The organism is Uliginosibacterium gangwonense DSM 18521 (genome assembly GCF_000373965.1).
GTDB lineage: Bacteria > Pseudomonadota > Gammaproteobacteria > Burkholderiales > Rhodocyclaceae > Uliginosibacterium > Uliginosibacterium gangwonense.
Genome location: NZ_KB892839.1, coordinates 33,473 through 47,195 on the forward strand (window position 1 = coordinate 33,473; position 13,723 = coordinate 47,195).

The 13,723-nt window shown below is 57.4% G+C and carries 11 protein-coding genes; 6 read left to right on the forward strand and 5 right to left on the reverse strand.

Translation table 11 applies throughout. The features are described 5' to 3' along the window. Window positions 1–32: 32 nt before the first annotated feature. The 3 genes from cysT to B145_RS0108355 are packed head-to-tail and all read left to right on the forward strand — an operon-like array spanning window position 33 to window position 2,829. Complete coding sequence (gene cysT, locus B145_RS24940; RefSeq protein WP_018606591.1) at window positions 33–890, forward strand: sulfate ABC transporter permease subunit CysT; 858 nt, start codon at window positions 33–35, stop codon at window positions 888–890. Continuing rightward, window positions 887–1,759: a sulfate ABC transporter permease subunit CysW gene (gene cysW, locus B145_RS0108350; RefSeq protein ID WP_018606593.1), complete on the forward strand. Its 873-nt coding sequence runs from the start codon at window positions 887–889 to the stop codon at window positions 1,757–1,759. The genes cysT and cysW overlap by 4 nt, the downstream gene beginning before the upstream one ends. After that, window positions 1,756–2,829 carry a sulfate/molybdate ABC transporter ATP-binding protein gene (locus B145_RS0108355; RefSeq protein ID WP_018606594.1) on the forward strand — a complete coding sequence of 358 codons (1,074 nt, stop codon included), beginning with the start codon at window positions 1,756–1,758 and terminating at the stop codon, window positions 2,827–2,829. Before cysW ends, B145_RS0108355 begins: the two co-directional genes overlap by 4 nt. A 20-nt stretch (window positions 2,830–2,849) precedes the next feature. On the opposite strand, the gene B145_RS0108360 is transcribed toward B145_RS0108355, so the two are convergent. The 5 genes from B145_RS0108360 to B145_RS0108380 all read right to left on the reverse strand — a co-directional run bounded on the left by B145_RS0108360 (window position 2,850) and on the right by B145_RS0108380 (window position 9,615). After that, window positions 2,850–3,455, reverse strand: coding sequence for a hypothetical protein (locus tag B145_RS0108360; RefSeq protein WP_018606596.1), 606 nt, complete (start codon window positions 3,453–3,455; stop codon window positions 2,850–2,852). A 116-nt stretch (window positions 3,456–3,571) separates the two neighbouring features. After that, the gene (locus B145_RS0108365) at window positions 3,572–5,200 is read right to left on the reverse strand and encodes a methyl-accepting chemotaxis protein (RefSeq protein WP_018606598.1); all 1,629 of its coding nucleotides are present in this window, start codon (window positions 5,198–5,200) and stop codon (window positions 3,572–3,574) included. A gap of 113 nt (window positions 5,201–5,313) precedes the next feature. After that, window positions 5,314–6,267 (reverse strand): ABC transporter substrate-binding protein, encoded by a 954-nt coding sequence (locus B145_RS26980; protein ID WP_211209789.1) that lies wholly within the window; start codon window positions 6,265–6,267, stop codon window positions 5,314–5,316. 16 nt (window positions 6,268–6,283) lie between these two features. Next, complete coding sequence (locus B145_RS0108375; protein WP_018606602.1) at window positions 6,284–8,881, reverse strand: PAS-domain containing protein; 2,598 nt, start codon at window positions 8,879–8,881, stop codon at window positions 6,284–6,286. Beyond that, complete coding sequence (locus tag B145_RS0108380; protein WP_018606604.1) at window positions 8,881–9,615, reverse strand: response regulator; 735 nt, start codon at window positions 9,613–9,615, stop codon at window positions 8,881–8,883. The genes B145_RS0108375 and B145_RS0108380 overlap by 1 nt, the downstream gene beginning before the upstream one ends. Before the next feature lie 428 nt (window positions 9,616–10,043). On the opposite strand from B145_RS0108380, the gene B145_RS0108385 reads away from it, so the two are divergent. The 3 genes from B145_RS0108385 (at window position 10,044) to B145_RS0108395 (ending at window position 13,661) form a co-directional block, all read left to right on the forward strand. Continuing rightward, the gene (locus B145_RS0108385) at window positions 10,044–10,985 is read left to right on the forward strand and encodes an ABC transporter substrate-binding protein (protein WP_018606606.1); all 942 of its coding nucleotides are present in this window, start codon (window positions 10,044–10,046) and stop codon (window positions 10,983–10,985) included. A gap of 107 nt (window positions 10,986–11,092) precedes the next feature. After that, complete coding sequence (locus B145_RS0108390; protein WP_026258960.1) at window positions 11,093–12,595, forward strand: sugar ABC transporter ATP-binding protein; 1,503 nt, start codon at window positions 11,093–11,095, stop codon at window positions 12,593–12,595. A 52-nt stretch (window positions 12,596–12,647) separates the two neighbouring features. Further along, on the forward strand, window positions 12,648–13,661 hold the full coding sequence (locus B145_RS0108395) for an ABC transporter permease subunit (protein WP_018606611.1): 1,014 nt from the start codon (window positions 12,648–12,650) through the stop codon (window positions 13,659–13,661). The last annotated feature ends 62 nt before the right edge of the window (window positions 13,662–13,723 follow it).

The window sequence follows — 13,723 nt, forward strand, 5'->3', positions numbered from 1 at the left end:
GAGGCCGGGCTTGTTCCGGCCTTTTTACTGTTATGTTAAATGCATCGCGCCATAACGTATTGCCCGGCTTCAGCCTTTCGCTAGGCTATGTGCTGGTTTATCTTTCCCTGCTCGTGCTGATCCCGCTGGGTGGGCTTGTTGCCCGTAGCATGCAGATGTCTTTCTCTGATGTGTGGGCGATTGCCACCTCGCCACGTGCCTTGGCAGCCTATAAGGTGAGCTTCGGCTGTGCCTTGCTGGCGGCCATCGTGAATGCCTTCTTTGGCCTGATCGTGGCCTGGGTGCTGGTGCGCTATGACTTCTGGGGGCGCAAGCTGATCGATTCCTTTGTGGATCTGCCTTTCTCATTGCCGACAGCGGTGGCTGGCATTACCTTGACTTCCCTGTATGCCAATACGGGGTGGGTAGGGCAATATCTGGAACCCCTAGGTATCAAGGTGGCATTTACGCCGCTGGGCATTGTGGTGGCACTGATCTTTATTGGCATCCCGTTCGTGGTGCGAACCGTGCAGCCGGTGATTGAAGATATTGAAGCCGACGTGGAAGAGGCTGCCGCCACCTTGGGCGCGACGCGCTGGCAGACCTTCAGCAAGGTGCTGTTTCCTGCACTGGCGCCCGCATTGCTGACGGGTTTTACCTTGTCGTTTGCGCGTGCGGTGGGGGAGTATGGTTCTGTGATCTTCATCGCAGGAAATATGCCAATGGTGTCAGAAATCACGCCCTTGCTGATCATTTCAAAACTTGAGCAGTATGACTTGCCGGGAGCCATTGTGTTGGCGGTGGTGATGTTGGTGATCTCTTTTGTGTTGCTCTTGGCGATCAATCTGCTGCAATGGTGGTCAGCCAACCGGCATAGCGGCAGGCATGTGGATGGAGGGGTACAGGCATGAGCCGGATTCGTCGTGTCAATACCGAGCCGTTTGCCATCCGTTGCGTGTTGATTGCGCTGGCACTGGGGTTCTTGTTTTTCTTTCTGGGGCTGCCGTTGCTGGCGGTGTTTTCCGAAGCCTTCAAACAGGGCTTTGGCCCCTATTGGGATGCCTTGGCGGAGCCTGATGCACGCTCGGCGATCAAGTTGACGATTCTGGTGGCGCTGCTGGTGCTCCCGCTCAATATCCTGTTTGGTCTGGCGGCAGCGTGGGTGATTGCCAAATTCGATTTCAGGGGCAAGAGCCTGTTGCTGACCTTGATTGATCTGCCGTTTGCAGTCAGCCCGGTGGTGGCAGGGCTCCTGTTCATCCTGATTTTCGGGCGTCAGGGCTGGTTTGGCCCTTGGTTGTCTGACCATGACATCAAGATTATTTTCGCCATCCCCGGCATGGTGATTGCCACCATGTTCATTACCGTACCGTACATCGCGCGGGAGTTGATCCCCTTGATGCAGTCCCAAGGTAAGGACGAAGAGGAAGCGGCGGTATCGCTGGGAGCTTCGGGGCTGCAGATGTTCTGGCGTGTCACCGTGCCAAATATCAAATGGGGGCTGCTTTATGGCGTCATTCTCGCCAATGCGCGGGCAATGGGGGAATTTGGCGCGGTCAGCGTGGTCAGCGGCCATATCCGTGGAGAGACCAACACTTTGCCTCTGCATGTAGAGATTCTCTATAACGAATACAACTCGGTTGGCGCATTTGCGGCTGCCTCAGTGTTGGCCTTGCTGGCATTGGTGACGCTGGTGGCTAAGACCTTTGTGGAATGGCGTATGAAACAGGAAACAGCCATGCTCAATGCGGAGCTGCCGGCTGAGAGGGTGCAAAAATGAGTATCGAGGTTCGTAATATCACCAAGCGTTTCGGCAATTTCGTGGCGTTGGATAATGTTTCTTTGCAAATTCCCACGGGTGAGTTGGTCGCCTTGTTGGGGCCATCGGGCTGCGGCAAAACGACCTTGCTGCGCATTATTGCGGGTATGGAGAGTGCTGACGCGGGTAGCGTGTCATTTCACGGTGAGGATGCAACCCATGTGCATACCCGCGAACGCAAGGTGGGGTTCGTCTTCCAGCACTATGCCTTGTTCCGCCACATGAGTGTGTTCGATAACGTGGCGTTTGGACTCCGCGTGAAGCCCCGCAACGAGCGGCCCAGTGAAGCTCAGATCCGCGAACGGGTGATGACACTGCTCTCACTGGTGCAACTGGATTGGCTGGCCGACCGGTTCCCTGCTCAGCTCTCCGGTGGGCAACGCCAGCGTATTGCCTTGGCCCGCGCTTTGGCTGTGGAGCCCAAGGTGTTGCTGCTTGATGAGCCTTTTGGTGCACTTGATACTCAGGTTCGCAAGGAATTGCGTCGCTGGTTACGCCGTTTGCATGATGAAATGCACATTGCCTCGGTTTTCGTGACTCACGACCAGGAAGAAGCGCTGGAAGTGGCCGACCGCGTGGTGGTGATGAACAAGGGGCATGTTGAGCAGGTGGGGACGCCCGATGAGGTGTACTCTGCGCCAGCTTCACCGTTTGTCTATCGCTTCCTGGGTAATGTGAATGTCTTCCATAGCCGTATGCACGGGGAATGGGCCGAGGTGGGCCGTGGGGGACCCAAAACTCAGGATGAGAGCCTGGCCTTTGTGCGCCCACATGACATCGAAATTCAGCGCGAATCTACGGCGGGTTCTTTGTCTGCCCGTGTGCTGCATATACAGGCGATTGGCCCCCTGGTGCGCGTGGAGGTTGAGCACCAGGGTGAAATATTTGAGGTGGAATTGACGCGTGAGCGCCATGCCCAACTTGCCCTGCAGGAAAACGAGGTGGTATGGCTCAAGCCGCGTTCAATGCGCATCTTCCAAGGCGACCAACTGACGCAGGCGCATACCTTTGATCTTGGAGGCGGTATCTGAGAACCAACTGCTTCACAACTTCAGGCCGAGGCACTGGCCTTGGATTTGAAGATCTGCTGCCGCATCGTTTCGCGGTCGGGCACGGCGTTGGCCTCCCAGTGCAGCAAACGGATGCGGCTCTGCTTGAGTAGCTGGGCTGCACGTTCTCGTAGTGGGTCGCTTGCGCCATGTTCAAGAAAGATGGCTACAACGGGGGTGAAATCCTTGCGGCAGACCACAAAATCGGCATGTACCCGGGGAGAGGCGCTCTGCGTACCCGGCAGCAGCCGTGCGATATCGACGCCGACCAGTAGCGGGTATTCGCCCACACAGCTCTTCAGTTGCAGGTAGATCAGTGAGCCCGCTTGGTCAAGCAAGGCCGCAGGGCGTTCGGCGCTTTTCTTGAGATCTGGCATGGGCGCCACCACTGCGGCAGGATTGACTATCGTAGCCGCCGGGTCTCTGGCAGGCGCTGCTTTGGGTGAGGCGTTGGGAGATAGGTCCGCCTGCGCCTGGACAACGAAAGCCATCTCCCGAGCGTCGTACTCCATCGTCCGGCCACCAAAGCGGCTTCGCCAGATATACCACACCCATATTACGCCCCCGACCAGGGCGGCGAAGAACAGAAAAATCAAAAAACCGGCCAAAATAATCTCCTCCTGGCCGGATTTTAGCCTTATGGCATGGAGTCTGAATACCCTTGTGGCCTGCCTTCCGTCCGCTGGTGATCTTTTGCGGCAGTTGGCAGGGTTATTGGGATGGCTCAGATCTTGAAGCGGCTGACAATTTCCTTGAGGTTGTGGGCGATCTGTTCAATGCCTTCGGCTGTTTCTGCCGTATGGGTGATGGAACTGCTGGTTTCCTCCGCCATCTGCGAGATGTCTTCCACCTGTACCGCAATGCTAGTGCTGGCCGTACTTTGTTCCCGTGTGGCAGAGGCCACATCGGCCAAGCGGGTCAGCGTGGTTTCGGCACCCTGATGGATTTGGTTGAGCAGGGATGCAATTTCGTAGGTGATGTTGACCCCACGGTCTACCTGTGGGATGGCTTCATTCATCACGCGTACCACGTCCTGGGTTTCCTGCTGCACGGCAGCGAGCATTTTCTCGATGTCTACCGTAGCGGTAGCGGTGCGCTCGGCGAGTTTGCGTACTTCGTCGGCCACCACGGCAAAGCCGCGTCCTTGTTCCCCGGCACGTGCCGCTTCGATGGCCGCATTGAGTGCGAGGAGGTTGGTTTGCCCGGCAATATCCTTGATCACCGCTGCAATGTTTGAGATTTGCCGGGCGGCGTCATCCAGGTGGATGATTTGCTGGCTGGCTTGCGACACGCTTGTGCTGATCTGTTCTATTGAGGCACTGGCCTCACCGACCCGCTTGACTCCACTCTTTGATAAATCTGCCGCTTGGCGGGAAGCGCTCTCGGTGCTTGAGGAACTGTCGGAAATATGGGTAATACTGACGGTGAGTTCTTCCATGGCAGCCGCCATGGAAGTTGTTGCGTCGGCCTGACGGCTGGCGGCGGCAGAAATCTGTTGGCTTGATGTGGTGATCAATGCCGTCTGGCTGTTCAGGGTGGAGGCGTCTGTGGCGATCTCAGAAATCATGCTGCGCAATGAACCCACCATCTTGCCTAAGGTGGCGAGCATGCTGCCTGCTGGCGCATGGCTAATATTGACCAGCAGATCGCCTTCGGCAACGCGTTCCATGATGACGATGCCTTCATGTGGCTCGCCACCCAATTGACGCAGTACGCTGGCTGCTATCAACCAGGAAACACCTAGCAGTGCGATGGCCAGTACGACCAGTTCGCTCAGTAGCCAGGTTGCTTTTGACCAGAAAGCTTGGTTGAGGTCATCAATATAGACGCCTGTGCCGATTACCCAATTCCAGTCTGGAATGAGGGCGGCATATGATAGTTTGGGTTCCGGCGTGTCAGAGCCTGCCTTGGGAAACCAGTAATCAACAAATCCACCTCCATCGGCCGCCGCCTTGTTCATGGCTACCAGGATCAATTTGCCGTTGGCATCTTTTAGGTCAGCAAAGCGCTTGCCTTCACGCTCCGGCTTGGGGTCCAGCAATTGGTAGACGTAATCCGTGTTGAAAATGAAGAAGTATTCGGTGGTGTCAAAGCGAACTTTGCGCAGTGCTTCAATGGCTGCCTTGCGCGCGTCGGCATCGGGCATCTGACCTGCCTTGGCAAGGTCTCGATAGTGGAGGATGACGCCGCTGGCGGTTTCAATCTGGGTTTTGATCTTGCTCTTGCGATCTTCCAGCATGCTGCTGCGCAGATCCTTGAGGCTCAAGGCGTTCATGACGCCCATACCCAAAATGGCGGCCAGGCACATGAGAAACAGGCGTGTGCGAACCCGATAGTTCATAAACCAGTTCATTACCGTGCCTCCATTCAGAAGTGTGCTACCTCTTGATAACGGCGGAGGGGGCAAAATCCTTAAGGGGGATAGGGGCATGCATCAACAAGTCTTATATCATGCCAAAAGCCTTGCTACTCCTGCCATCGGCTGGGTTCTTGCGCAGAAGCCTTTGTGACAAGTTGTGGCGGGATCAGTGCTATAGCATGGGGAAGAGGGCGCTTCTTGATCAAGGCGTAACCGTATTCCACGGCTTTTTCTGCTTGCAAATCGGGTTGCTGGGCCAGCGTGGCGATGATCAGTGAGCCCACATCGCGCATCCTGGCACGGGTTTTCGGTGCCCCATCGACGCCAACGATAAAAAATTCCGAGCGCCCGGCCTGTCGGGCTGCTTCCTCCGCTCCCATGGCTGTGGGGTCGTTGATAGCGAAAACTGCATCAATATGCGGGTAAAGCGTGAGCAGATCGGTCATCTTAGCGAATCCTCCTTCTGCGCTGCCGCCCCCATCACGGTCGGCAGATAACATCTGTATGCTAGGGTAGGATTTGAGTTTGGCGAGGCACCCGGCCACCCGGTCGATGGTTGCAGAGACACGCGGGCCGTTTATGATGACGAGCTTGCCGTGGCCCTTGAGTTGCTGGGCGATGTATTCGCAGGCCAAGGTGCCGACAAGAACGTTGTCGGTGGTAATGGTGGCGTCCGCCCCTGCTGCGCGCACGTCTACAGCGATCACAGGGATGCCTGCGGCCTGGGCTTTGCGTACAGCAGGCTCAATGGCGACGGGGTCGGCTGCGGTAATGACAATCAGATCGACCTTCTTTTTGATGAATGAGTCAATCTGCATAGCTTGTCGTGGCAGATCATAGGCGCTGGATGCGACAAATACCTGTACGTTCGGGCCAATCATGCGCCGGGCTGCTACCTCCACCCCATGGGCGATGCGCACAAAGAAGGGGTTGCCCAGGTCGGTGACGGAGACGCCAATGCGGTGTAGTTCTCCTGCTTGGCAGGGGATGCCGCACACAATCAGAAAGATACCTGCTAGCCAGTGCATCCAGAATCGGTAGTATGAAAATACTTTTGGCATATAAAAATCCATCACGCTAGTTTTGAAACAGCGCCATTGCTTCACGGATGGCGGTATCGAGTTGCTGGATGGTGAAGGGTTTAGGCAGTAGTGGGTAGTGCGGCTCCAGCCCAAAGCGTGAAATCAATATTTCTGCAGGCAGACCCGACATGAGGATGCGCGGCAGCGAAGGGTAATCCTGCGCGATCTGCCGCATCAGATCCACACCGTGGGTTTTGCCGCCAAAATCCACGTCCGAGATGACCAGGGTTTGATGGGTATGCCGGAGTAATTCTAGCGCTTCGCCCACGCTGCTGGCTTCTGTCACGGTATGGCCTGTTGCCCGCAGGAGATCTGATAGTGCTTGGCGAACGTCCGGGTCATCCTCAACGAGCAGGATGGTTTGTTCCCCTGTGTGTGCCACTTCGGCTTGTGGCAAATCTTCTGCGGCAGGGCAATAGGGTTTGGCAGGCAGGCGCAGTACGAAAACCGAGCCTTCGCCCACGTGGCTTTTCAACTCGATTTCACCCCCGGATTGTTTGACGAAGCCATACACGATGCTTAAGCCCAACCCGCTACCTGAGCCGCCCTTGGTGGTGAAGAAGGGTTCAAAAACGCGCTCACGGGTCTCGTCATCCATGCCTTGCCCGCTGTCAGCCACTTCGATGCATACCATCTCCGCCTCGCTTTCCTGGTGGGTCCGCAGCGTCAGCGTTCCTCCCGTGGGCATGGCATCGCGGGCGTTGATGGCGAGATTGAGCAGCGCATTTTCCATCTGCCCACGGTCCACCCAGGCACACGCAGGGCTGGCTTGAAGCTCCAGGTCCAGGCGCACGCCTTGGCCGATGCTGTATTCGATCAGGTCAGCCAGATCGCGGATGAAGACATCGATATCCACCGCTGTAGGTGAAAGCGGCTGGCGCCTTGCAAAGGCTAGCAGCCGGCGGGTGAGGGTGGCCCCGCGTTCAGCGGCAGAACGGGCACGCCCTGCGAAACGTTGGCCAAGCGACGAGAGTTCTCCGCTCTCCTCCAGCAGATACAGGTTGCCGGTAATCGCGGCGAGCAGGTTGTTGAAGTCATGTGCCACGCCACCGGTGAGTTGGCCCAGTACTTCCATCTTCTGGGCTTGGCGCAGTTGTGCTTCGACTGCCCGGCGTTCAGTCAGGTCACTGTAGAGGGTTACAAAGCCACCGCCGGGCATCGGGTTGCTGCGGAACTCCACCACCCGCCCACCGGGGAAGCCCAGTTCAAAGCGGTATGCCATATTCTGCCGGGCGAAATTCAATTCGCCCAGCACAGTGGGTGCGTTGCCGTGTTCGTTGATATGCTCAGGCAATAATTGCTGGATTTGTTCCAGCGTCATGCCATGCACAATGGCATCACTGGGGAGGCGGAGCAGTGCTGGGTATTGGCGATTCCAGGTGATGAGCCGTCCTTCACGGTCGAATACCGACAGGCCGTCTTTCATGCTTTCCACCACGGTGGCGAGCAGATTGGTTTGCTCCAGCATGTCGCTTGCCAGCCGCCGCACGGCCCGGGCATTGTCGCGGAAGACCTCGAAAGCGCGGGCGAGTGCGCCGAGTTCGTCGCGGCGCGTGGTCTCCAGCGTGGTTTGCTCGGTATCCCCTTGTGCCAGGCGGCTCATGATCTGGGTGATGCCGCCCAGGCTGCTGACCATGCGGACAACCACGCGCATCCCCAACCCAGCAACCGCGATGCAGACCAGGGTGAGCAGGCCGATCCCCAGAATCCCCGAATTGACTGCGCGGTTGATCGAAGCACTCTGTTTGTCGACCGACTGACGGGCACTACGCACGTAGGCATCCACGCGCTCGCCCAAGCGTTCGGCCTCGGCGCGGGTACGGGCAACCAGAAAGGTTTTACGCTCACGCAATTGGGATTGACGAGCCCGGAGGATGAACACGTTATCCGGGCCTTCCAGGTTGTCGCTGATCAGGTTGGCAACCTGTGCTGCTTCTAGGCTGTTGCGGTCGATCCGGGCAATCTGCTGCTTGACCTGCTCGTGAAGCATTTTGAGTACGCGGGGGTCATTGACCTCGATTGCTAGAGCCGAGTCGCGCAGCAAGGCATCAATTTTGTCGACCGCAGGTGTTTTGGCGCTCAGGTTGTTGCGTGCGCGTTCCAGTCGATAGAGGTATTCGCGCAGGTCTTCTTGCAGAAACAGATCGCTGCGGGTGACTTCAATCAACTCGTCAATGCTGGATTTGAGTGCCAGCAGTGCTGGTTGCACATCCAGCTGATTGTTCTTGTTGCGGGGCAGCGTGATAGCGAGCTTCTCAGCTTCTGCCAGGCGCATGCGTAAGGCATTGGCCTCTGCTTGAAGCTGGAAGGGGCGATTGCTTTCCGCCACGTAGGGCGCCATGGCGGCAATCGCGGCGGTGCGCTGCGACAATTCCAGTGAGCGTGCAACATCAGGCAGGACGTGGGATTGGAAGTCTTTCAATGCGTCGCGGGTATCGCGCATGCCCAGCCAGCCAACCAATGCCAGGATCATGACCGACAGAAACAGCACGGCAAAAGCCAGCAGCAGCCGACTGCGTACAGAGAGTGGCAACCAGCTTGGCGCCTGGGGCTGATCGGTTGCGGATTCGGATATAAGATCCGGCTCAGCCATTATTCATGCTCGACCGGCGCTGTGAAAATATAACCCATGCCGCGCTCTGTGCGGATGAAGCCAGGATGCTCCGGGTTGGGTTCGATTTTGCGGCGCAGGCGCAGGATCAATACATCAATGGTGCGGTCGAACACCTCGGTATGCTCACCGCGCATGTGTTCGAGCAACTGGTCTCGCGTCAATACCCTATTGGCATTCTTGACCAGAGTTTCCAACAGGGAAAACTCGCTGGGTGTGAGCGTGCAATGCTGGTGTTGCGCATCCTGCAAGACCCTGGTGGTGAAATCCAGGGTCCAGCCACCAAAGTGGGCTACCTCATGAGGCGTGGTGGGTTTCCTGGCACTGGTGCCGGGAGCCAGTTCGCCTGCACGGCGGAGCAGGGCGCGTACCCGCGCCAGCAACTCACGCGGGTTGAAAGGTTTCATCAGATAATCATCGGCAGCCAGTTCAAGGCCCAGGATACGATCTGTTTCATCCCCCTTGCCGGTCAGGATCATGATGGGGATACTGGAGTGTTGGCGCACGGCGCGGGCCAGAGTCAGCCCATCCTCGCGGCGCAGCCGCAGGTCCAGGATCAGCAGAGAATATTCTCCGCCAGCCAGCTCATGGCGCATGCCCGCCCCATCTTCAACCGCGAAGGCATGCAGACCGGCGGACTCGATCAGATCGCACAGTAGCTCACGCATATCCTGTTCGTCATCGACGATCAGGACGCGAGGCTCGGTTGAATTCATACGTTCTCCAATAAGACTGACGGTACTTCCATCAGGGCTTGCGCAGGATGGTACCTGAGCGCCCGCTGCACGGTTATTGGTGTTATTCCCTGGCTGGGTGGGGGAGACGCACGCGGATTTTAACTAGCGGCCCGCAGCGCGAATGTTTCAAATGTTTCAAACATGAGCTTTATGTGACAGTAGGCGACATGCTTGTCACAAGAAGGCGGGCGGATGAAATTCGCCATTCATTTTTCTGCTCTTCAATACGCCTCAATCGCTGCGCAGGATTGAGGCAGCGGCAGCTACCCGATCAAAAAATCCACGGGCGCTGCATGCAGGACGCAGGTATCGCCTGGCGCTACCGTGCTGTTACCGGTGTTGATCCGTCGAGCCGACAGGCAGGCGGCGGCCGGTTGGAGTGTTGTCCAATCAAGGAGGAGGGATTCATGAAACAACGCATTATTCCGCTGTTGCTTGCTTCGCTGTCTGTACTGGCTGTAACGTCCGCTTCGGCGGCAGACAAACCCCTGAAGTCGATCGGCGTGTCGGTCGGTGATCTGGCCAACCCGTTTTTCGTGGCCATCGGCAAGGGAGCTGAAGAAGCCGCCAAGAAGATCAACCCGAATGTGAAGGTCACAACGCTTTCGACCAAGTATGACCTGAATACCCAGGTCAGCCAGATCGAAAACTTCATCGCCAACAAGACCGATCTGCTGCTGGTCAATGCGGTTGATCCCAAGGCGATCGCGCCGACGCTGAAGAAAGCACGTGAGGCCGGGATGGTGGTGATCGCCATCGACGTGGCTGCTGAGGGCGCCGACTACACCGTGATGTCCGACAATGTGGCCGCAGGTGCCAACGCCTGCGAATACATCGCCAAGAAGCTCAACGGCAAGGGCAAGGTCGTGATCGTCAATGGTCCCCCGGTTTCTGCCGTGATCGACCGCGTGGCGGGCTGCAAGAAGACATTTGCCAAGAACCCCGGCATCAAGGTCCTCTCTGACAACCAGGATGCTAAGGGTAGCCGTGATGGTGGCATGGCCGTGATGCAGGATCTGCTCACCGCCAATCCTAAGATTGATGCAGTGTTCGCAATCAATGACCCGACCGCCATCGGCGCTGAGTTGGCCATCAAGCAAGCCAAGCGCGAAGGCATCTTCATCACCGCCGTGGATGGTGCGCCTGATGCAGTGGTTGCGCTGAACGATCCGAAGAGCCTGCTCGAAGGCAGCTCCGCCCAGAACCCCTACGCAATGGCTACCGAAGGCGTGAAGATCGGCTACGAGATGCTCAACGGCAAGAAGCCCGCTTCCAAGGTCAAGCTGCTGCCCGTGCCGCTGATTACCAAGGCCAATGTGAAGACCTACCCCGGTTGGGTGAAGGAATAAGCCTGACGATGTCCCGGCCCGGTCTGTCTTGATCGGGCTTGTTGCATGGTGCTTCCTTGTGAAGTTCCATGCACTTGACATTTGTTCTTTGCGCGGGAGTCGCCAGGATGAGTCAAATCGTTCTTCAGATGCAGGGCATCAGCAAGCGTTTCGGGGCCACCCAGGCGCTTAATAATGTTCAATTGACTGTTCATAGTCATGAAATCCACGCCTTGATGGGTGAAAACGGTGCAGGTAAAAGCACCTTGATGAAGGTGCTCTCCGGTGTCTACCAGCCTGATGCCGGGACGATCAGTGTCGCGGGCAACCCGGTTGTCATCAACCGCACGACCGACGCGCGTAACGTCGGCATCAATCTGATCTACCAGGAATTGTCAGTTGCCACCAATTTGACGGTGGCCGAAAACGTATTTCTCGGCAGCGAACTGCGTACCCGCTGGGGCACTGCCGATACCACACAGATGGTGGCGCGTACCAACGAGGTATTGCGCAGCCTGGATGCGCCGTTCGATGCCACCACCCCGGCGCGCAAACTCTCGATTGCCCAGCAGCAACAAGTGGAGATCGCCCGCGCCCTGATCCACCGTGGGCGCATCCTGATCATGGATGAGCCCACCGCTGCGCTTTCTGACCGTGAAACCGAGGCGCTTTTCCAGATTGTGCGCAAGCTGCGCAATGAAGGTATCGCCATCATCTACATCAGCCACCGCATGGCCGAAGTCGATGCGCTGGCAGACCGTGTCACGGTGCTGCGCGATGGCGGCTATGTGGGCGAACTGAATCGGGAAGAATTGGAGCCGGGCCGCATCGTGCAGATGATGGTGGGGCGTCCGCTGGGGGATTTCTACCAGCATAAGACCGGTCGTGTGCCAGGGCGGGTGATGCTAGAGGTGGAAAATGTGGCGGGCGGTAAGGTTAAGCCCGCCTCCTTTAAGGTGCACGCGGGTGAGGTGCTGGGTTTGGCCGGGTTGGTCGGAGCCGGGCGTACCGAGCTGGCGCGGCTGATCTTTGGGGCCGATGCCAAGGCGTCTGGCCGTGTATTGCTTGATGGCAAAGAGGTCAATATCCGTGAGCCGCTCAATGCGATTCGCTTAGGGATCGGCTATCTGCCGGAAGACCGCAAGGGGCAGGGCTTGTTCCTGCAACTGTCCGCGCTCTCGAATACCTCGATGAATGTACTCAGCCTGCATAGCCGGGCAGGGGTGGTGAATCACCCCGCATTGCGCAAACTGACGCAGGAAGCGATTGCACGCCTGAACATCAAGGTGCCAGGGCCCGATGGCATTGTCGGGGGGCTTTCCGGTGGCAACCAGCAGAAAGTGCTGCTGGCCCGCTGGCTTGAGATCTGCCCCAAAGTGCTGATTCTGGATGAGCCGACGCGGGGCGTGGACGTGGGCGCCAAATCTGAGATCTACCGCATCATCAATGATCTGGCTGCAAGCGGGGTTGCCATCGTGGTGATTTCCAGCGAATTGCCCGAGGTGATCGGCATCTGTGACCGCATCGTGGTGATGCGTGAAGGCGTGATCACTGGCGAATGCCAGGGGGCGCAGATCACGCAGGAGAACATCATGACGCTGGCGACCCACGCGACATCGGCTGCTGCCTGACGTAGTTCCCGGATAAAGAATAAAACCGGATGACATATTATAAGGAGGAGATATGAGCACAACACTGAGCCTGGGTTCCAAGGCGGGCGGTGGCCGATCAATGGGCCACCGTGTCTTCGAGCGCCTGGGCATGCTGCCCGTACTGATCGTGATGTATCTGCTGTTCTACGCACTCACGGTGTATTTCAGTGACGATGGCGTCTCGAATTTCATGACGCTGAACAACACGATGAACATTCTGCGGCAGGTGGCCATCAATCTGGTGCTGGCTGCCGGGATGACCTTCGTGATCCTGACCGGGGGGATTGATCTTTCAGTAGGCTCCATTCTTGCCGTGTCTGCGGTGCTGGGGATGCTCACGTCCTTGCCAGACGCCATGCCAGCCATGTCCTTGCCAGTTTTTATTCTTTCCGGCTTGGTTATCGGGGTATTCAATGGTGCCCTGGTGGCCTATCTGAACATCAATCCCTTCGTGGTCACGCTGGGAACGATGACTGCTTTGCGTGGCGCCGCCTATCTATTTGCCAGTGGTACCACTGTGCTTAACAACAATATTCCCAGCTTTGAATGGCTGGGCAATGGGGAATTCCTCCATGTGCCCTGGCTGATTTGGGTAGCTGCGATGGTGGCGGTGGTCTCCTGGTTTATCTTGCGCAAGACGATTCTTGGCCTGCATATCTACGCAGTTGGCGGTAATATGCAGGCAGCACGGCTGACCGGGATCAAGGTTTCGACCATCCTGTTATTTGTGTATGCCATGAATGGCTTGTGCTCAGGCTTAGGTGGCGCGATGTCCGCCAGCCGTCTGTACGGCGCCAACGGTAACTGGGGTGTGGGCTACGAGCTTGATGCCATCGCTGCCGTGGTGTTGGGCGGCACAAGCCTGAACGGCGGGGTCGGCTCAATCTGGGGAACCGTGGTGGGGGCGCTGATCATCGGTGTGATGAACAACGGCTTGACGATTCTCGGCCTGTCTTCCTTCTGGCAGTATGTAGCCAAGGGCGCGGTGATTGTGATTGCTGTGGTGCTCGACAAGTGGCGCCAGAAGCAGAGCATGGCGAATTGATCCAGCTCTTGGACGGCACACGGAGGCTCCTTTCTCTGTGTGCCCTTTTTTGTTTGTGTTCT